We start from the raw sequence: 19739 nt of genomic DNA, 5'->3' as shown, positions 1-19739 counted from the left end.
ATTTTTGCTTGCTATTTTTCACTTTCTCGGTAGCGTTCTTTTATCTAATGTCCATCAATCGATTTGATTTAATTGCTATCGGGGGCGGTCCAGCCGCTCAAAAAGCTGCTATCCAAGCAAGTAAACTCGGCAAAAAAGCTGCGATCATTGAAAAAGATCCCTATCTGGGTGGGGGATGTGTCCACTGGGGGACAATCCCATCCAAGTCTTTGCAAGAGACAAGTCGCTTCTACCGAAATCTGAAGCTATCCAACCTCCATGGAATGCAGTCCCCTCAATCAGCCCAACTGACTTTACAAGAACTCATGTTTCGAGCCTCCACTGTCATTGAAAAAGAAGAAGATGTCACTCGGGAACAGATGATCCAAAACCGAGTCACAACTCTCACTGGTTGGGGGAAAATCATCGACAAAAACCAAGTAGAAGTCATAGACTCTGCCGGTAGAAAAAAAGTATACGAAACAGAAAACATTCTCATTGCCACAGGAAGTAGTCCAAGACGTCCCACAAACGAAAACATCCCTTTTGAAGAGGGATTGATTTACGATAGTGATGGATTATTTGCGATGAAAAAAATGCCAAGAACCCTTGCTGTCATTGGAGCAGGGATCATTGGTTCCGAATACGCAACGATATTTGCCCATATTGGTGTGAAAGTTCATTTATTTGACTCACAAAGCCGAATTCTTGGATTCTTAGATGAGGATGTTTCCAATGAAATGACTCGGATCATGCAAAATTCGGGGATCCAAATCCATGTAGACTCTTCGATAACTAATTACAAAAAAATTTCTGAAGAAGAAGGTTTTGAACTAACAACTAACAAGGGTGAGGTAGTTCGAGCCAACCAAGTCCTTATTTCACGAGGTCGCCTTGGAAATGTAGACAATTTGGGTTTAGAAACTGTAGGGATAGTACCCAACGATAGAAAACAAATCCAAGTGAATGAAAATTACCAAACCAATATTCCCAATATTTATGCGTGTGGTGATGTCATTGGATTCCCAAGTTTAGCTTCTGTCTCGATGTACCAAGGAGCTTATGTCGCAAAACATATGTTTGGTTTACCTTCTGCACCAGTTGACGCAGAAGAATTCCCAATTGGAATTTATACATTACCTGAAATTGCAACCATTGGTCCCACAGAAGAAGCACTAAAAAAAAGGGGAGTTCCATATGGTGTGGGACTTGCCAAATTTGATACCATCACACGTGCCCAAATCAGTGGAGACCAAGTGGGATTATTAAAGATTTTATTCGATAAACAAACTAGGAGAGTTCTTGGAGTCCATATCATTTCTGATAAAGCAACCGAGCTCATTGCCCTTGGGCAATGTGTTGTGAACTTAAAAGCACCGATTGAGTATTTTACCGAACATATCTTCAATTACCCGACCATGATTGGTGCATACAAAAATGCGGCAAATGATGCCCTTTTGCGCGAAAAATAAACTGAGTTTCTGAGAATTAGTGCCATCCCAATTGTTTTCTTTTACAGAGAGGAATGGGATTTTACTTGTCAGAGACTTGGTTTTACGAGGACATACAAGATTGTGTCCGACAATTCCGTCTCCATGAGTCAAATCTACGAAAGAAGTCATAAACGAATTTTTGACTTTCTTTATAAATATACTCAAAATGCGGACACAGCCATGGATTTAATGCAAGACAGCTTTTTAAGTTTCCATAAACATTATGGCAATGCTGGCCTCTCAGAAGAGAAGTCCATCATGGTTTTGTACACGATTGCTCGCAATTTATCCATCAATCATGCAAAAAAGTTTTCCACATCTCGTGAAATCGCTACTGACGAAATTGAATTTCATAGCCACAATCCAAAATTAGAAACAAAAGCAGAATACCAAGATTTAGAGGATCGCTTGTATTCCTTTTTGGGCGAACTTTCCGAAGATGAAAGGTCTGCTTTGTTATTAAAAAACGTAGAAGGTTTCCAACTCGTTCAGATCGCAGAAGTACTAGGCGTTTCTGTCTCAACAGCTTCAAGGCTTGTCATCAAAGCCACTGAGAAAGTTTTGGCCATAGCAAAAAGGGAAAATCTGGTTCCAGATTAAGACAAATGAGCGAATTAGAAGATCAAAAACATATCGAAGCTTTGGAATCCCTTTTGCGCAAACCGTCCAAGGTGACGGAAAACATGGAATTCCCAAAATGGGAAGAAGTTTCAAATCGTTCGATTCGTTATGATTTCGAAGGAAAACCTAAACAAACTAGCCAAATCATTTCCTTCTTTCGTAAACCAATGGGTTATGCAACTGTTGGGGGTACTTTGTTTGCTATAGCTGCTAGTATCCTTTTTGTCTTTCTCCTAAAATCAACGGAAACAAAAACTTTAGAAGTAACATCGTCGGCCTTATCAGAAAAAAAACGAAGTATTCTCTCACCCTTACATGTGACAGTATCCCAAATCAAAGGCAAAGTATTTGTCATTCCCGCAGGGAGTGTCACTACTGTTCCACTCGTTGAAAAATACCAACTCACATCTGGCGACCAAATATCGACAGAAACTGGCTCGCAAGTGGACCTACATTTTGAAACCGGTTCTTGGATACGGGTCAGTTCCCAATCTGAGGTAGTAGTTGATACTCTTCAAAAAACCAATGAAGGTTCTCTATCTCAGAAATTCTCTGTCAAAAAAGGGAAACTTTTTGCTTCTGTATCCAAACTCTCCAAAGATAGTGAATTTATAGTCCAAGCAGGAGAACACCTCACGCAAGTTAGAGGAACAGTATTCAGTGTGACTTACGATGGGGTTACTGAAACGGTAGCTGTCCGAGAAGGATCCGTTGCTTTTGGTGACTTAATCATAAATTCAAAACAACAAGCAATTGTTAAACAAGGGGAAACCATCCCACAAATTGCTTCACAAGTTAGTCCCAAAGAAGACAAAGAATTAAAAGCTTTTTATACCCAAGCCATGCTTGCCAAAGAGTCAATGCTTTACAAGGAGCACTCACGATTGGAACTTGTTCGTTTAGAAGATGGCACGGAACTCCGAGGGGTAATCTTAGGACAAACCGAAACACATTTGCATTTCCAAGGATTGGATGGACAAATCGAAATCCCTATCCAAAACATTGTCGAAACAGAAAAAATACGTTAAATTTCAGAAGTTTTTTGACAAGATTTCCTTTTTCTGAAAGGCTCATTACCGAGAACCTGTAAGGCCATTTGAAAGGAAATTATGCCAGAGAATCACAAAAAAAACTTTCGATTCCGATATCTCATCGATAAGGAATTCCAATTAAAATTCTTAGCCCATTATTCCCTTCTGTTTATATCTGGAGTGATTGTCACTCTTTTGTCCTTATATTGGTTGAACCAATCAAAATATGATGGGGGAGCAGTCTTTCGCCTCAGACAAGATGCTCAGACGGTTTATTGGAAAGTCGAAAATGAAGATGCCGCTCCCGGAGAAGCAAAAGAAAAATTTGTACCTAGGGAAATATACTTACCAAATTATGATCACAAATTGGATCGTTATGAGATCCAAAAAGATGCAGTTGTGACTTTGTCTGTCCTTTATCTTTTCCTAATCACAGTGTTTTCGATTTTCAAATCTCATAAGATGGCAGGGCCAGTATTCAGCATCAAACGATCCTTACAAAGGATGGCGTCTGGTGAACCAATTGAAACCATCCGTATTCGAAAAGGTGATGAGTTCCAAGAATTGGTTGAAGTTTTAAACGAAGTAATCCAGAAACGGATGAACGATCAGAGCAAGAAATCTACATAATTTTTTTATGTCGCCTAAACTTTAACAGGGCGGCCCCCGCCCTGAATCGGGTGGTGGAGGTGGGCTTGTGGGCTTTGCCGATTTCTCACCTAACACAGAAATCTTAAAACGTCAACCTCCACTCATATTTATCAAAAAATTCCAAACTAAAGTTCACATTTCCAACCATATCCCGTCGAATCTTTGGAATGATTCCAATCCTCTGCACATGATCCATTCCTTTTGGATCATTTTTCCGGAGGGCATGTAGACTTTGTTTGTTTCCGATTGACTAATTTCTTTTTTGCGGCCTAAATCTTTCCGTTATGACACACGCACACAAATCACTCTTCGTAGGATTACTCTTTTTTGGAATGACCCTTGTTACAAACTGTAACCAACCAACACTTGCTAGGTTAAGTAACGACAACATACTTGGTTCCGATGCAAAAGCAGCACTATTAGAAGCATCAAAAAGAATCGATGGTGTTAAATTTGCTTCTTTAGGTGTCAATTCTTCAGCTACAGAGGCATCTTCTGCCTTACTAAACGATGTTTTGATTCCTATCCTTGCAGAAATCAATCCGGATAAGTATTATAAACGTGATGGCGTGGAGTCTTGTGTGAAAAATATTTATCTTTTAGGATTGGCACTTCCAAACTATGCTTCTGTCGAACTCTCTTGCAAAATTGAAGAAGTTACAACATTTGATTTTTTGAAATAAACGAAAGGACTTCGTTTCAGGCAATGAGGCACAAGTTCCGTTTGGATTCTTTTGTATCGAATCCAAACGGTGTTGCAAAACTAGAATGTTACTTCGAATACTTTTACTTTTGAAGCATTATTTTGATTTGGAATACTATTAATTATGAAGCAAAATGGGACTTCCCATAATTAGTATTATGTCACTCAAACATTATGTCTCATTGTATCGAAAGGCACAGTCCTAGAATTCGAGAATACCTATGTTAAACCACTTGGGCTTTACGGTTTTACGCAGAAAGGAATGGCATAAATCGATCGTAAGTATGGTCTTTCAAAACGCCTTAGACCATAAACCTATGCCATAAATTCTTTGTTAGGAACATCCGTTTGTGTACAGAGAATTTTGATACAATCAATAGTGCAGAAAATAACTTGAGCTAAACAATGACAAAGATACCAAATGATTCTTATTTTGTACCACAGGCTTTTTTCTTGATGTCTTCACAGTAATAGGAACCCACAAGTCTTTCTGCATCACATCTAAATTTGGCAGCTGCCTTTATTTCAGTACTCCCGGAAACAGTAGAAGCAGATTCAGCACAATATGTATAGGATTGGTAAATCACAAGCGAACATGCCAAATAATCCAAGTCCGCACGTTCACAGGCTTCATAAGATTGACTTGTTTTTGTACAAGTGCCGAGGAATAGAATTAAAAATAGAATAAGACTAAAACGAAGGATCACGATTATTAGTTAGACAAAATACAAAGTTGGGTATACGCGTTTTTTTTAATTTAGCGTTAAGGATTCATTTTATACTTTTGCATGATTTGGTTTTTTTCAATGTACTTAAACTTACCAAAACTTGTGGTCTTTTTCTCCAATGTTGGAAGGCCGGGATCGTTCTTAAGTACCAATTTATAACTGCGATCTCTAATGATGAGGGGCTCTAAGGATATGATTCCATATTCTGAGAATATGGATCTCAATTCTTCAATCGAAACCCCTTCTTCTGTTGCAAACAAATACTCACCTGCCACAAACATTTGTTTCTTCTCTTCGATCGGCCTCATGTTTGGTACGGGTTTGGTTTCTCCAGATATTGTGCAGCTGGTTAAAGTCGATACCAGAACCAAACTGCACCAAATTTGACTATTGTAAAACAGCTGTAACTCCAGTTACTTGTTTTAAATGTTTGAGAGAATTATTCGCATTTATTGCTTTCCCATATTGAGTTGTACCAGTCAAAGCTGTCTCTGTCACTCCACCTTCAATTAGTTTTGTAATGACATCTTGGTAAGTAAAACTTGGATTGTAAGATCGGATTAATGCAGCAACTCCAGCAACGTTTGGAGTCGCCATCGAAGTTCCATTTAAATTCGTATATGCTGTTGTTGATGGTGCCCAAGCAGTAAGGTATACATCTGCAACGATTCCACCTGGAAAAGCATCCAAATTATCAGAAACCATACGATACCCAACCGTACAATTCGTTCCGCCACCAATACAATTCGTTAAAATTTTTGTGTCTGAAGTATCGCTTACAAATGGATCAGTGTTGTCCCAACAAAGTTGGTCTTTAAATGATCCAAAATTTGAATCATACATAGGTAAAATCGTACCACCCGCTGGGGAACCTGCTGTAGAGGAATACCTTGCTTGGATATAATCATAACATGACGTTGAATTTTGTCTTTCACCGACACTAATGATAAAATGCGACAAAGAAACATTGGTAGATCCAGATGGAATTGTGAAATTTTTGTAGACGATACTATTTGTACTTAATGCAACTGTTGAAAGAGTTACAGATGCATTGTCAAATAGAAGGTTTGGTAGCGTACAGTCTACGTTAGCTAACATTTTAAAATTTTGAACCGTACAAGTAGTGGAAGACCAAGCAGTTCCTACTGTCGAATAGGTCCAGTCAGAATAACTAGTTGCATTTTCATTGTAGGAAATTTCATTTCCATACCCACTGTAAATATTAGTACCAGGTGCCCCAAAATCAACTGTTCTATTTGCAGCAGTCCCATTTGAATCATAGTTCGAAAAGTTTGCAAGAGCATGTTTTTGATCGAGGGCAGCAATACAAATTAAATTCGCATTTGTATTTTCACATGGGTAAGAAGCTCCCGTTCCATTTAAATTAGCTCCATCATTCCCTGCGGCAACAACAACTAACACATCATTGGTTCTTGCATATTCAATTGCACTATTAATAGCAGTACTAAAACTAGGTCCACCCAAACTCATGTTAATGATTTTTGCACCATTCCGAACTGCGAAATAGATTCCATTGGCTACGGAATCGTTTGTTCCTCCGCCTAAACCTAGGACCCGAACTGCCATGATTTTTGCAGATTGGCACACACCAGTGATCCCTATACTATTATTACCAACAGCACCAATGGTCATCGCCACATGTGTACCGTGACCTTCTTCATCACGTGGGTTATTGTCATTGTTAACAAAATCGTATCCATGATTTGGACAACCACCACCGATAGCAGTACCATTTTGGTTGACACAACCACCAGATCCATCCCACATATTTCCGACTAAATCTTCATGGTTATATGTGACGCCAGTATCCAACACAGCAACGATTGCATTGCTACCTAAACAACTAGTTGTCACATCCCAACCGCCGAGAACATTCATGTCTTTTCCTGATGTTCCTGGATTACTCGAATTTGCCATATAACTTGGAGAGGCGAGCGTTTGTCCTGTATTACTAAGACCCCAAAGCCTTGCAAATTGTGGATCGTTTGGAGCCGAAGCTTGTTTATAATATAAATACCTTGGTTCAACTGACTCAACATTTGGATCACGTTTGATACGTCGAAGTCCCTCTTCCATTGTTTCTGAATCCAATAATTTAGCCGTTGTAAAGTGGCCTTTTAGATTTAGACCTCCCGTGACAGTTGCTAATTTTGATGTTTGGCGGAGAAGTTCAGAGTCTGGGACGGTTTTTTTAAACTGAATGACCACTTCTCCAGGAAGATATGGTAACTTTTGGGAAGATTTCGATTTTGTTCGAAGAGCATCCAAGTCTAGTTTTGTTTGATTCAATTTCCAAATTGGATCGGAAATCAAAATATTTGAGGCAATTAACATTGCCGCAATTGTCAGAATTTTTGTAATCGATTGTTGATTCATTTTCATATGATGATGCCTCTTCTATTTATGTACTCGGAACACTGACAGATACTTGTGTGGAAGGTGCCCCACCTGTTGTGTTGTATTTTCCGTAAGAATATACTTTGAAGTACCATGTTCCAAAATTAGTCACTGTGATCACTCTCGATGAAGGAGTTGTCCCACCAGCATTTGCTTGGTTTTCACAGATGACACTCGGAGGATTATGTGTAGGAGTAAATCCGTTTGTTTGGCTATAACAAACTCGGTATCCTCCATCTGTGTCATTAACTGCTTTTTCATTGGTCGCTGTCCAACTAACTTGAACATCAGTACCAGATTTCCCTGTTCCTGTAACATTTAAATCAGAACTAGAAGCAGATCCATTATTTCCATTGGTTGTGGCAATCCTTACAACCGCATTTTTTGTACCTGCCGTCGAAGGATTAAATTGGATCGTGAAAGTTCCCGATGCACCAGCAGCTAAAGTTGCACCTGTACTAAACGCACTGACCGTAAACTGAGATGTATCTCCACTAGGTTTTGTAATAGAGATGCCAGTCATTGTAGCGGTACCTGTATTGCTGATTGTCACTGTTTTCGTTGTTGAAGTCAGTGTGGGCCAAACGACACCAAATGTAGGAATGGAACCACCGCTTGTGAAATCGCTAGAATTGTGTGAAATAGCAATCGTTGGAACTGGCTTCGGAGTACCTGTTCCTGTGACACTGAATACAAAACTCGCCGCACCATCATAGTTTACTGCAATATTGGAGGATTGTGACCCTGCGGCTAAAGGAGAAAATTGAATTGTAAAAGTTGCCGATGCATTGGCAGCAATTGTTGTTGGGATTCCAGAAAGATTCAAGGCAAAACGTGCATTGGCAGATGTGGCAGCAGGACTATCCATATTTGCTGTGGCGCTACCAGTGTTTTTCACTGTAAAGGTAACCGCTCCCCCAATGGAATCCACTTCAACTGAACCAATGTTATAACTTCCGTTAGCTGCTATCTGAGTAGCACCAACAGAGACTGCCAAACGTGGTGTTGCAGGTTCTGCCGTTCCGGTTAGATTCATTTGGAATGCGGCTACAGCAGGATCACTGGATTGGATTTTTAAAATCGCAGATTTTGCACCAAGCGGCATTGTCGGTTTAAATGTAATCGTGAAAGTAACAGAGGCACCTGCTGCTAAGGTTGAGCTACTTGGCTGTGTAATATCAAATTCGGAAGCGTTCGTTCCTGACTTTTCTATGATGTTAGGTGTACCTGGTAAAGTAATGGGAGCAGTTCCAACATTCCGAATTGTCACAGTTCCAGTTTTGCCATCAGCAGTATTCACAGGTTCAGAGCCAATATCTATGGTGGCCCCACTTTCTCTCACAACACCAGAATACAATACTTCGAGTTTGGGAGCAGGGACATCTCCTCCACCACCAAGTCCTAGTAGAGCAAATGCTGCTCCACCGCCACCACCGCCCGCTCCGGGGCACGAAATCAAAGAGAATAATGAAATGAATGGAATTAGAATGTTCTTTTTTTGCATTATACAGGCCCAAAGTCTGATTTTTTGACCAATATAATACGAGTTCGTCTACAATCAACCGTACTGTTTTGTTAGGGTGGAGATTCAAACTGTTAAAAACGGTGCGAAGGCCGTTTTAGAACGTGATTTACGGTTTGAGAGATTTTTTTTAAAAAAAATTTTTTATCAATTACCCATTGGTACATTGGAAAACGGAATCATTTAATTTATGACTGTCTTACTTCATTTGATTTGTAAAGGATTCCACTACTCTAAAAACTTCCGATTGCAATTTCAAAATGACTATGGTAATATACAGTATGGTATATTATCTGATCCTAACCGCCATTCCATTTGCAATCGTATCTGCTTTTTTCATCCATTGGTTTACCATCAGTGAAGAACCAAACCCAAAGCAACGATTGGAAATCTCACGAGGAATTTATTTAGGGTTTTCCTTCCAAGTCTTAGTATTTGCCTGGTTGTTATTTCAAATTGGCCATGCACGGTTTGCGTTTCCACTATACGCAATTGCATTTTCTATGTTAGGTGATTGGTTCAATTTACAATTCCCATTGGCAAAAAAATACATGAAAGACCCAGTTCTTGGTGGGATTTTTAGTTTTGCCGTTGCCCAAGTTTTTTTCATCCTTTCCTTTCGCCAATTGATCTCTTGGAACGAATTGTATACTGGCATCCAACCGTATCTCATAACAGCAGTATTACTTGTTTTACCTGCTGTTATTTTTTACTTCCGAGTTTACAATCCCGAACGTTCTAAATCGGTAATGGCTTCCGCATTTGTGTATGGTCTAATATTATGTTTTTTTGTTTCGTTATGCATCAACGCCTATCTATTGTATGGCGGAGTTTGGATGTATCTGACAATTGGAGCATTATTTTTCTTATTGTCTGATGCAGTGATGGGAGAAACGACAATCAATGGCACACGACACCCTAAATGGGAATTCCAAGTGCCTTGGATCACATACTTAATTGCACAGTGTTTTTTGCTCGTTGGTTTTTTCTTAGTTTCTCATACAAGGATGCTTGCGCATTAAACTACGATTGATTCAAATCCTTAGGAGAGTGTATCGCATTCTCCCAAGCAATGAGTGTCTGTTTTCGTTTTGGATTCCACCGGTAACCTCCAAACAATCCTGAAGATTGGATGACTCGATGGCAAGGGATGAGAACCGCAATAGGATTTTTTCCAATCGCTGTTCCAACAGCTCGTTGTGCATTGGTTTGTCCTATGGATTCAGCAATCGCTCCATAAGTTGACACTCCGCCTGAAGGTATCGATAATAATGACTGCCAAACTTTAAGTTGGAATGGGGTACCTAACACTGAGAGATGGATTGGATCCTTTGGAAACGTCAAAGTTTGTAAAAAATGTTTTACCGGAGTGTGAAGGTTTCTGTTTTCTTCCTTCCAAATAGCATTAGGAAAATTTGATTGTATCTGCTTTAAGATTTCATTTTGGTTTTGAGAACCATCCCCCTCTAAGAATTGTAAGTTTTGGATGCCGATATCGGAGGAGACAACAATCATATCCCCTAAAATCGTTGGGAAAAATTCGTAATACAATTTGAGTCCAACACCAGCAGATTTAAATATTCCAGGAGTCATTCCTTCCATTTTGATAAACAAATCATGTAACCTTCCTGATCCTGATAATCCTACTTGGTAGGTAACGTCCAATAAAGAAGAGTTTTTTATCAATCGCTTAGCATGCGTTACTGTTATAGAAGATAAAAATTGTTTGGGTGAAACTCCAACGAATGTCAAAAACATTTTTTGAAAATGAGATGGACTTAGGCCAACCAAACCTGCCAAAACATCTAAACTGGGTTGTGATTCATAATTTTGGATCATATATTCAATAGAATTTTGAATCAATTGGTAGTTTTTTTTCTGAAAATCCACAGGGAAATACTACTGGATTCATTAATTTCAGGAAACCCGATTCTTGTGATTTTTTCAAAAAAATACAATTTGTTTGCTTTTTTAAGCCGGAAATAGAAGGTTTTTTTATCTCCTGCTGTGAATTCTGATCCCAACACATTCCCCGTACTTTCCGCCTTACAAGAGATAGTTGAATCTATCCAAAAAAACCCAGTTACTATTTTGGATGCACCTCCAGGATCTGGGAAAACGACTGCTTTGCCCTTTGAACTGTTTAAGTTAGGTATCGGTGGGGGGAAAAAAATTTGTATCTTAGAACCAAGGCGGATTGCTGCCAAAAATGCAGCCAAAAGAATTAGCCAATCCATTAGAGAAGATGTAGGAAATTCGATTGGATACCGCGTTCGATTTGATTCCAAATCAACTCAAAATACCAAAGTTGAATTTGTGACAGATGGAATTTTAACAAAATATTTATTATCTGATCCAGAACTTACCGATTATGGTTTGCTTATCTTTGATGAATTCCACGAGCGAAGGATGGAATCAGATCTTTGTTTTGCTCTAGCTCGTAAATCCCAAGAAATCTTTCGAAAGGATTTAAAAATCCTCATTATGTCGGCAACACTTGAAGGACAAAACTTTTCTTCCATTGGAATTTCAAACCCACCAATTCAAGTCGTAACAGAAACACACCCGCTAGAGATTTATTATATGGGTGAATCAAAAAAAAATTCAATTATGAGATTAATTGATCTTGTCCCAAAAGCCGTAGAACAGATGACAGGTGACATTTTAGTATTTTTATCTGGCAAAAAAGAAATCTTAGACCTTAAAAACCAATTAGAATTCAATCCATCAATTCAAAATGATTCCGTTGTGTTACCTTTGTTTGGTGACATGAGTTTATCAGACCAAGAAAAGGTTTTTAGTCCTAATCTGAATGGAAAAAAGAAAATCATCATATCCACAAACCTTGCAGAATCATCGGTCACGATCCCTGGAGTACGTGTTGTTTTTGACACAGGTTATTTTAAACATTCAGTTTTTGATCCTGAATCTGGGATCACACATTTGGTGAAAGATCGAATTAGTTTGAGTAGTGCCAAACAAAGGGCTGGTCGAGCGGCTAGAGAGGGAAAAGGATTTGTTTACAGACTATGGTCCAAAGAAGAGGAAACTAGTTTTTACGATCGTACAAAACCAGAGATTTTAGAAGGTGATTTAGACAGGTTGGTTTTAGAGGTAAAGTCTTTTGGAGAAGAAATTAACTCTCTTCCTTTTTTAGATCCACCTAATAAAGGTTCATTGGCATTATCAACAGAACGATTGAAACAATTAGGTTGTTTGGATGATAAAGAGCAACTGACGCAAACAGGAAAAGAGGTTTTACGATACCCCTTACCCATTCGATTAGCAAAGATTGTTTCACTTTTACCAAAACAAAACGAATCACTCATTGCCGACATTGTTTCAATCTTAGGAAAGGATACCCAATCGAAAGAAGCAAAAGAGTTCCCAAAGTTTGTTTCCTCCTCGCAGTTGAACATGGAATTAAAAATGATCTATGATCAAATTTTAAGCATTTTTAAAGGAAAAAATGAACCTACGCAAAATCCAAATAAAAATGAACGTGAATTTTTTCTGATCCAAGGTTTCCCGGATCGAATTGGCAAACGAAAGGATAAAGTAGGAAAAGAATATAAACTCTCGAATGGAAAGATTGCAGAATTGAATCTAAACTTATTGAATCCTCCTGAGTTTATCATCGCACTTGATACAATTTCCTTTGGACAATCAGTTTACATAACCCAATACATTCCAATCTCAATTGAACTCATAGAAGAAACTCTAAGTCACCAAATTAAAACCAAAGAAAACCCCGAAATTCGTACAAACCAGAAGGAAGAATCATTTTTAGTAGTGAAGGAAGAACGTTTGCTAGGTGAGTTAGTCTTAGAATCAAAGGAAATTCAAAAACCTAATCCAGATTCATTACAAATGGCATTTGAAGTATATTTGTTCGGTTTGGACTGGGAAACTGAATGGAAAAAAAAGGAAGAACTATACCAGTATTATAACCGAGTTTTGTTCCTCGTAAAAAATGGAGTATTGAATTTAAATGTCTCATTTGACCATTTGAAAGCCAATGCCAAAGATTGGTTATTCCCTTTTTTAAACTTTGAAACTCAAAAATTTGGTTTGTCTCACCTTCCATTTTTAGAAGCGTTTCAATCCTATGTTGGTTATGAGAATCAATCCATTATCCAAAAAGAGGCGCCCTCATCTATCCAGGTACCATCAGGTTCTTACATCCAAATCCAATATAATGGCACCGAACCAGAGTTATATGTAAAATTACAAGAACTATTTGGACTCAAACAATTACCAACTTTAGCAAAAGGCAAAATAAAAATTTTAGTTCATTTATTATCACCAGCTAGACGATCTGTCCAAATTACAAAAGACTTAGAGAGTTTTTGGAATATTGGGTATCATGAAGTAAAAAAAGAATTAAAAGGAAGGTATCCAAAACACCCATGGCCAGACAAACCTTGGGAAGCGGTCCCGACAAAACATTTAAATCACAACAAACGTTCGTAAGTTGAGACCCAACCTTTCGAGTTCACAAAAAATTTGGATTGGCAATTTGGACATAGATGGTCCCCCATTTGTTTGAATCGAAGTAAGGTTTGGCATTCTGGGCAATGGATGGTTTTCCCTTCTTGTGAAGGTTTCGGACTTTGTTCATTAGCAGGTGTATCACCAATGAAGAATGATTCTAAAAAATGAATGCATTCAGATTCATCGGAAAAAAAAGTTAAAAGAGAAATTTGTTCGTTTGGAATATGAGTTTTGAGTCCAAAACCTGCAACTTTGGATCCCGTTTCTTTACACCGTTCTGCCATTTTTCTTAGAAATTCCCAACCCACTTCGGTCACTTCTGTGACTTCCGTAAAATCAAGGCAAAAAAGCGAAGGAGAATGGGTTTCTTCCTTTAGTTTCAAATAAAGTTCCGAGCCTATTTCTGCGGAAAAGTTCCCAGCAAGGCGGAAAAGAAGTGATTTCAAACAGGTTTTTCCTCTTTTCTATTCTTCGGAACAGATTCTGTATTTACAAGGAATTTTGTTCCAAATACCTTTATTTATCAGATATGAAATCGATCCCAAGAAGATACTGGGTTTTTCCTGTAGACATTCTCTTTATGTTTTTGTCCTATTTTCTAGCACACTTAGTGCGTTTCGAAAATATTGGGTTTCTCGATAATTACCCTGATTTTTGGGTCTGTGCCACAATCGTTGTGGTGACAAGGAGTTCCGTTTTTTTATTTGCCGGCATTTATCGATCCTTATGGTCATATGCCTCCTTACACGATCTTTTATCCATCATCAAAGCAACCATCCTGTCTTCTTTGGTTTCGACTCTTGCCCTACTCTTTTATAATCGATTTTACCAACTCTCTCGGATGGTGCCTATCCTAGATACACTCATCTTACTTGGGTTTTTGTGTTTACGAAGTTTAAGTTGGCGGATGTTACGAGAACAGATTTTTAGCTCCGACAAAACTAGAAAAGGGACCCCCATCCTTCTTGTTGGAGCAGGAAAACTAGGTAGCTCTTTTTTAACTGAGATTAGGCGAAGTATTAACCTAGATTACCAACCTGTCGGCTTCTTAGATGATAATATTTCAAAAAAAGGTGGGTATATCCAAGGGATACCTATTTTAGGTTCCACTGATGAAATTGGTAAAGTTTTACTTAGATATGGAATCAAAAAAGTAATCATGACTGTTCCACAACCAGATGGTAGGGTTGTGAGCAAACTCATGAAAGAATGCGAAAGTGCAGGAGTTGACTTTAAAATATTACCAACGTTTGGTGAGTACTTAGCCGAAAAACCAAATATCACTCAACTCCGCGAAGTGCAAGTGGAAGACTTACTTGGTAGACCTACCGTTGATTTAGAAATCGAATCCATTCGTTCTTATTTAGAAAAAAAAGTGATCCTTGTGACTGGAGCTGGTGGTTCTATCGGATCAGAAATATGTAGACAAGTTGCCTTATTCAAACCAAGCGTACTCGTGATTTTAGATGCCGCCGAAACTCCGTTATACGAAATAGATTACGAACTACGTAAAAAATTTTCAGAGTTTAATATCGATATTCGGCCAGTGATTGCCGATGTAAAAAATTTATCGAGAATTTCCGCTGTTTTTGAAGAACATAGACCTTCTGTTGTATTTCACTCTGCCGCTTACAAACATGTTCCTATGATGGAAATCAATCCATCAGAAGCCATTCTTAATAATGTGATGGGGACAAAAAACGTAGCAGATGTTTGTCGGCTCATTGGTGTAGAACGATTCGTTCTTATCTCTACTGATAAAGCAGTAAATCCGGTGAATGTAATGGGAGCCTCAAAGCGGGCTGCGGAAATTTATTTACAACATATCTCTCAGAATTCTCGAACAAAATTCATCACAGTCCGATTTGGCAATGTACTCGGATCCAATGGGAGTGTAATCCCTAGGTTTAGAGAACAAATAAAACGTGGTGGACCTGTCACTGTGACTCATCCGGAAGTCATTCGATACTTTATGACCATCCCTGAGGCCACACAACTTGTGTTACAGGCAGGAAGTATGGGAGAACATGGAGAAATCTTTTTACTTGATATGGGAGAACCTGTAAAAATTCTCTCGTTAGCAGAAGAAATGATCCGCCTCTCTGGATATACACCATACAAGGATATCAATATTGAATTTTCAGGATTACGACCTGGTGAAAAATTATACGAAGAACTCTTGTTAAACGCAGAAGGAATCAAAAAAACTCACCATCCAAAAATTCGAATCGCTGCCCCACTTGATCATTACAATCTATTACTCTTTCAAAACAAACTGAATCGATTGTTTTCTTTGGCAAAAGCAAATAAAAACAGGGAAATCTTTGTCGGATTAAAGGATATCATTCCAGAATACAAAATTCATGATGAATATATCGAATGGGAAACAGCACACGGTAAAAGGAATTTATGAGCGAAAACCTCACGCAGGAAGAAATCACAACATTACGTGAGTTCAAAAGAGATTTATTCAACTTATATTGGGAACGTTTCGGAGTATTTTACATCCATGTAATGCCCCATCCAAAATTAGAGATTGGGAAACGTGGGCTTTTAAATGCCGAAAAAGAATCTGGCATAGTGCTCGTGTTTGGTGATAAAGCTGTAAAAGTTTTAGATAGTAAACCTGATTATTTATTTGCTGAATTACAATTTGGATCTACTTGGGAACCAACAATGATTCCTTGGGATGCGGTCTTTCGGATCTACGATAAATTCCAAAACTCCGCATCTCAACTTCGGTTTTTGCAAATCGAAACACATTCAAATCCAGATGATTCTCAAACAAAACCTAAATCCCCAAAACCAGAAGTGACTGGTGACGGGAATGTCATTCGAGTTGATTTTGGAGGCAAAAGGAACGAATGAATTTTTTTACCATCACACGCGGCGACCTCGATGGATTTTTTGGCCTCATGGTCGACAATCTCATTCAACTTTTAGTTCTATCTGCTCTCTGTATTGGTGTTTGTGGATTCCCTTTGGCTTTTATCACATCAGTTGTGTTACCTGGTGCAGCCGTTTCCTTACTCGTAGGGAATGTTTTTTACGCTTGGCAAGCTTGGAAACTAGGACAACGAACCAATCGAAATGACGTCACTGCCATCCCTTACGGGATCAATACTGTTTCGCTTTTTGCTTTTATCTTCTTTGTGATGTTCCCCACCTACCAAGCGACAGGTGATTATAAGGAGGCATGGAAGGCGGGACTTCTTGTCTCATTTGCTTCCGGACTTATTGAAGTATTGGGATCTTTCCTCGCAGCCAAAATTAGGAAATACACTCCAAGAGCAGCTTTACTTTCTGCCCTCGCGGGAATTGCACTCACATTTATTTCGATGGATTTTTTATTACGCACTTTTGAAAGGCCTATGATCGCCTTCATTCCGTTAGGTATTATATTACTGCAGTATTTTGGCAAAGTGCGTTTTCCTTTTGGAATTCCTGGTGGATTTTTATCTGTTTTGGTTGGAGTTTTGCTTTCTTACCTTTCTAGTTTTTGGGGCGACCCTGTTTACAAGGTAGGTGGAATCCAAAAAGGTCTTGAAACACTTGGTTTTTACCTCCCTCAACTATCCTTAGGTTCTTTAATTGAAACTTTAACTTATGCTAATTTGCAGGCATACTTTTCAATCATACTTCCTATGGGAATTTTCAATGTGATTGGGTCTTTACAAAATATTGAATCCGCCGAAGCTTCTGGCGATAGTTTTGATACCAAAACTTCGCTCCTCGTGAACGGCATTGGAACACTTGCAGGCACTGCGTTTGGATCTCCTTTCCCTACAACAATTTATATTGGTCACCCTGGTTGGAAGGCATTAGGAGCAAAACACAGTTATTCGATGTTATCTGGTGTATTTATGACAGTCGTGAGTTTGTTTGGTTTGATGGGCCTAATCCAAGCTCTCATCCCAGTGGAAGCAGGCATGGCGATTGTACTTTGGATTGGGATTATCATTACAAGCCAAGCTTTCCAAGCGATCCCTAAACACCATTCCCCTGCTGTCGTTGTGGGACTACTCCCTGCATTTGCAGGATGGGCTGTACTCATTATCCAAAACGTTTTTTACTTTTTGGATGGAAAATTACAAGCCGTATTACTAGAATTAGGTGCAAAGAAGGAAATTCATTTTTCACTATCAGACATCCCTGAACATTTACCATTCCTTCCATATGCTTTAGGAGGTGTTCTTTCTCTCTCCCAAGGATTTCTTATTACCTCTATGATTTGGGCAGCGATGGTTGTTTTTATATTAGAAAGAGAATGGCTGAAAGCAAGTGTATGGGCAATCATAGCTGCTTTTTTGTCGATGGTTGGTTGGATCCATGCATACGAATTAAAAGGGAATGCCATTTTAAACCGTTTTACAGAAATTGCGAATTGGGATTTCCCAATTGCCTACACCTCTCTTGCGACCCTATTTTTACTGATCCAGTTCCTAGGTTCTAAAGAAAAAGGGGATCCTTTAGGGCATTAAATTGCTTGTAATCTTTTGCAAAAGAACGTAAAGTTTCAGTCTAACATGTAGGTTCTACTAAGAACCGTAAGGAGAACAATTTCCTATGACTTGGATCAAACGAATCGGTTTTTTCCTGTTAACCAATATATTGATTATGACGACGATTTCCATCGTTACTACCTTTTTGGGTTCGATGGGATTCAGTATCCGTGCCTATGGTTTGGATCTAACGCAACTCATTGTATTCTGTTTAATGTGGGGTATGGCGGGATCTTTCATTTCCCTCTTACTTTCCAAAATGATGGCGAAGTGGACGATGGGTGTGAAAGTTATCGATCCAAAACAAGCTTCAGCACATGAAATGGATGTGTACCGCCGTGTACAATCCTTGGCTCAAAGAGCCCACCTTCCTATGCCAGAAGTTGGTATTTACGAATCCCCTGAAGTAAATGCATTTGCAACGGGACCAAGCAAATCAAGTGCCCTTGTCGCTGTTTCTACAGGTCTCCTTAACCGGATGAACACACAAGAGTTAGAAGGGGTGCTTGCTCACGAATTGTCTCACGTAGCAAATGGTGACATGGTAACACTTACCCTTATCCAAGGTGTTGTGAACTCATTTGCGATGTTTATCTCACGTATCATTGCTTATGTAGCAGCCAATGCTGTGAAAGAAGAAATGGCTCATATTGTTCGTATTGTTGTGACCATTGCTCTCGATATCGTCTTCTCAATCTTAGGTTCTATGGCTGTTGCTTACTTCTCTCGCCAGAGAGAATTCCGAGCAGATGCTGGCGGTGCCAAACTTGCAGGACGGGAATCTATGATATCCGCATTGGAATCTCTCCGACAAATGGTAGAGATGCCAGAAGACCCAAGAGGAGAAGCCATTGCATCTTTCAAAATCTCTTCGAAAAAAGGAGGATTCCTATCTCTATTCGCCACTCACCCGGCATTAGAAGATCGAATCCTCGCTCTCAAACAAATGAGATAATACATCTAGAAGGCTCTAGAATGTTGGGAAAGGTCGGCATTTGCCGGCCTTTTTTTATTGCAAGACCCTAGTCTTCTTTGGTTTCATCCATTTATGTCCATTGTTAAATCTAAGATCCGAACCATTCCTGATTACCCGAAACCAGGGATTTTGTTTCGAGACATTACTTCCCTTCTCATTGATCCAGAGGGTTTCCAACTGACCATTGGGATGTTTGTAGAACGATACCAAAATGCAAAATTAAATAAGATTGCCGCCATCGACGCAAGAGGGTTTATTCCTGGTGCGGCACTTGCGTTCCAATTAGGAGTGGGGTTTGTTCCCATTCGAAAAAAAGGAAAATTACCTGGGAATACAATTTCAGAATCTTATGCGTTAGAATATGGTGTTGACCACGTTGAAATCCATACTGATGCAATAGTTCCTGGGGACAAAGTCCTTATCATGGACGATTTAATTGCAACTGGTGGGACATTGGAAGCATCGATCAAACTTGTACAGAACTTAAAAGGACAAGTGATTGAATGTTCGACAATTATCAACTTACCAGATTTAGGTGGTGCAAAAAGAATCAAAGATACTTATGGAATTGATGTTTTTTCAATTTGCGAATTCGAAGGGCACTAAGAACAAAACTTAAAA

The 19739-nt window shown here is 39.0% G+C and carries 18 protein-coding genes; 12 read left to right on the top strand and 6 right to left on the bottom strand.

Going from position 1 to position 19739, the window contains the following annotated elements:
* The first annotated feature begins 47 nt into the window (after positions 1-47).
* The 5 genes from sthA to EHQ43_RS00755 all read left to right on the top strand — a co-directional run bounded on the left by sthA (position 48) and on the right by EHQ43_RS00755 (position 4458).
* Positions 48-1451: a Si-specific NAD(P)(+) transhydrogenase gene (gene sthA, locus EHQ43_RS00775; protein WP_135742677.1), complete on the top strand. Its 1404-nt coding sequence runs from the start codon at positions 48-50 to the stop codon at positions 1449-1451.
* Between the two features lie 102 nt (positions 1452-1553).
* Positions 1554-2072: an RNA polymerase sigma factor gene (locus EHQ43_RS00770; protein WP_425269606.1), complete on the top strand. Its 519-nt coding sequence runs from the start codon at positions 1554-1556 to the stop codon at positions 2070-2072.
* A gap of 5 nt (positions 2073-2077) precedes the next feature.
* Complete coding sequence (locus EHQ43_RS00765) at positions 2078-3121, top strand: FecR family protein (RefSeq protein ID WP_135769888.1); 1044 nt, start codon at positions 2078-2080, stop codon at positions 3119-3121.
* An 81-nt stretch (positions 3122-3202) separates the two neighbouring features.
* Entirely contained in the window at positions 3203-3754 is a 552-nt protein-coding gene (locus tag EHQ43_RS00760) for a HAMP domain-containing protein (RefSeq protein ID WP_135742680.1), read from the top strand.
* A 305-nt stretch (positions 3755-4059) separates the two neighbouring features.
* Positions 4060-4458: a TIGR04452 family lipoprotein gene (locus EHQ43_RS00755; protein ID WP_135769887.1), complete on the top strand. Its 399-nt coding sequence runs from the start codon at positions 4060-4062 to the stop codon at positions 4456-4458.
* 448 nt (positions 4459-4906) lie between these two features.
* Here the strand turns inward: EHQ43_RS00755 and EHQ43_RS00750 are convergent, their stop codons facing one another.
* The 4 genes from EHQ43_RS00750 to EHQ43_RS00735 are packed head-to-tail and all read right to left on the bottom strand — an operon-like array spanning position 4907 to position 9128.
* Positions 4907-5185 carry a hypothetical protein gene (locus tag EHQ43_RS00750; RefSeq protein ID WP_244242574.1) on the bottom strand — a complete coding sequence of 93 codons (279 nt, stop codon included), beginning with the start codon at positions 5183-5185 and terminating at the stop codon, positions 4907-4909.
* 56 nt (positions 5186-5241) lie between these two features.
* Positions 5242-5577, bottom strand: a complete 336-nt coding sequence (locus tag EHQ43_RS00745; RefSeq protein WP_244242573.1) for a hypothetical protein — start codon at positions 5575-5577, stop codon at positions 5242-5244.
* Positions 5578-5593: 16 nt separating this feature from the next.
* A complete protein-coding gene (locus EHQ43_RS00740) occupies positions 5594-7609 on the bottom strand; it encodes a S8 family serine peptidase (protein ID WP_135769886.1) in 2016 nt (671 codons plus the stop codon).
* Between the two features lie 19 nt (positions 7610-7628).
* Positions 7629-9128, bottom strand: coding sequence for a choice-of-anchor D domain-containing protein (locus EHQ43_RS00735; protein WP_135769885.1), 1500 nt, complete (start codon positions 9126-9128; stop codon positions 7629-7631).
* Positions 9129-9427: 299 nt separating this feature from the next.
* Here EHQ43_RS00735 and EHQ43_RS00730 point away from each other — a divergent pair, with 299 nt between their 5' ends.
* The gene (locus EHQ43_RS00730; protein WP_244242572.1) at positions 9428-10168 is read left to right on the top strand and encodes a lysoplasmalogenase family protein; all 741 of its coding nucleotides are present in this window, start codon (positions 9428-9430) and stop codon (positions 10166-10168) included.
* A gap of 1 nt (position 10169) precedes the next feature.
* On the opposite strand, the gene EHQ43_RS00725 is transcribed toward EHQ43_RS00730, so the two are convergent.
* Positions 10170-11036 carry a methylated-DNA--[protein]-cysteine S-methyltransferase gene (locus tag EHQ43_RS00725; RefSeq protein WP_135753805.1) on the bottom strand — a complete coding sequence of 289 codons (867 nt, stop codon included), beginning with the start codon at positions 11034-11036 and terminating at the stop codon, positions 10170-10172.
* A 117-nt stretch (positions 11037-11153) separates the two neighbouring features.
* Here EHQ43_RS00725 and hrpB point away from each other — a divergent pair, with 117 nt between their 5' ends.
* On the top strand, positions 11154-13619 hold the full coding sequence (gene hrpB / locus EHQ43_RS00720; RefSeq protein ID WP_135769884.1) for an ATP-dependent helicase HrpB: 2466 nt from the start codon (positions 11154-11156) through the stop codon (positions 13617-13619).
* On the opposite strand, the gene EHQ43_RS00715 is transcribed toward hrpB, so the two are convergent.
* Positions 13601-14086, bottom strand: a complete 486-nt coding sequence (locus EHQ43_RS00715) for a hypothetical protein (RefSeq protein ID WP_135769883.1) — start codon at positions 14084-14086, stop codon at positions 13601-13603. The two genes, hrpB and EHQ43_RS00715, sit on opposite strands and share 19 nt — an antisense overlap.
* Before the next feature lie 83 nt (positions 14087-14169).
* Between EHQ43_RS00715 and EHQ43_RS00710 the strand changes: the two genes are divergently transcribed.
* The 5 genes from EHQ43_RS00710 (at position 14170) to EHQ43_RS00690 (ending at position 19724) form a co-directional block, all read left to right on the top strand.
* Positions 14170-16053 (top strand): polysaccharide biosynthesis protein, encoded by a 1884-nt coding sequence (locus EHQ43_RS00710; protein ID WP_208730825.1) that lies wholly within the window; start codon positions 14170-14172, stop codon positions 16051-16053.
* Positions 16050-16508 (top strand): ClpXP protease specificity-enhancing factor SspB, encoded by a 459-nt coding sequence (locus EHQ43_RS00705; RefSeq protein WP_135753807.1) that lies wholly within the window; start codon positions 16050-16052, stop codon positions 16506-16508. Before EHQ43_RS00710 ends, EHQ43_RS00705 begins: the two co-directional genes overlap by 4 nt.
* Positions 16505-18121: an NCS2 family permease gene (locus EHQ43_RS00700; RefSeq protein WP_135769882.1), complete on the top strand. Its 1617-nt coding sequence runs from the start codon at positions 16505-16507 to the stop codon at positions 18119-18121. Before EHQ43_RS00705 ends, EHQ43_RS00700 begins: the two co-directional genes overlap by 4 nt.
* An 85-nt stretch (positions 18122-18206) precedes the next feature.
* Entirely contained in the window at positions 18207-19097 is an 891-nt protein-coding gene (gene htpX / locus EHQ43_RS00695) for a protease HtpX (RefSeq protein WP_135742691.1), read from the top strand.
* A 93-nt stretch (positions 19098-19190) separates the two neighbouring features.
* Positions 19191-19724: an adenine phosphoribosyltransferase gene (locus EHQ43_RS00690; RefSeq protein ID WP_135742692.1), complete on the top strand. Its 534-nt coding sequence runs from the start codon at positions 19191-19193 to the stop codon at positions 19722-19724.
* Positions 19725-19739 lie beyond the last annotated feature (15 nt).

Origin of the sequence: Leptospira bouyouniensis (assembly GCF_004769525.1) — a bacterium.
GTDB classification, from domain to species: Bacteria; Spirochaetota; Leptospiria; order Leptospirales; family Leptospiraceae; genus Leptospira_A; species Leptospira_A bouyouniensis.
This window is presented reverse-complemented; position numbering and strand designations above follow the sequence as displayed.

What these genes read in the sequence shown, in the direction of transcription:
- sthA (WP_135742677.1), top strand. Translation starts at nt 48, where the DNA reads ATGTCCATCAATCGATTTGATTTAATTGCTATCGGGGGCGGTCCAGCC.
- EHQ43_RS00765 (WP_135769888.1), top strand. Translation starts at nt 2,078, where the DNA reads ATGAGCGAATTAGAAGATCAAAAACATATCGAAGCTTTGGAATCCCTT.
- EHQ43_RS00760 (WP_135742680.1), top strand. Translation starts at nt 3,203, where the DNA reads ATGCCAGAGAATCACAAAAAAAACTTTCGATTCCGATATCTCATCGAT.
- EHQ43_RS00755 (WP_135769887.1), top strand. Translation starts at nt 4,060, where the DNA reads ATGACACACGCACACAAATCACTCTTCGTAGGATTACTCTTTTTTGGA.
- EHQ43_RS00740 (WP_135769886.1), bottom strand. Translation starts at nt 7,609, where the DNA reads ATGAAAATGAATCAACAATCGATTACAAAAATTCTGACAATTGCGGCA.
- EHQ43_RS00735 (WP_135769885.1), bottom strand. Translation starts at nt 9,128, where the DNA reads ATGCAAAAAAAGAACATTCTAATTCCATTCATTTCATTATTCTCTTTG.
- EHQ43_RS00730 (WP_244242572.1), top strand. Translation starts at nt 9,428, where the DNA reads ATGGTATATTATCTGATCCTAACCGCCATTCCATTTGCAATCGTATCT.
- EHQ43_RS00710 (WP_208730825.1), top strand. Translation starts at nt 14,170, where the DNA reads ATGAAATCGATCCCAAGAAGATACTGGGTTTTTCCTGTAGACATTCTC.
- EHQ43_RS00705 (WP_135753807.1), top strand. Translation starts at nt 16,050, where the DNA reads ATGAGCGAAAACCTCACGCAGGAAGAAATCACAACATTACGTGAGTTC.
- EHQ43_RS00700 (WP_135769882.1), top strand. Translation starts at nt 16,505, where the DNA reads ATGAATTTTTTTACCATCACACGCGGCGACCTCGATGGATTTTTTGGC.
- htpX (WP_135742691.1), top strand. Translation starts at nt 18,207, where the DNA reads ATGACTTGGATCAAACGAATCGGTTTTTTCCTGTTAACCAATATATTG.
- EHQ43_RS00690 (WP_135742692.1), top strand. Translation starts at nt 19,191, where the DNA reads ATGTCCATTGTTAAATCTAAGATCCGAACCATTCCTGATTACCCGAAA.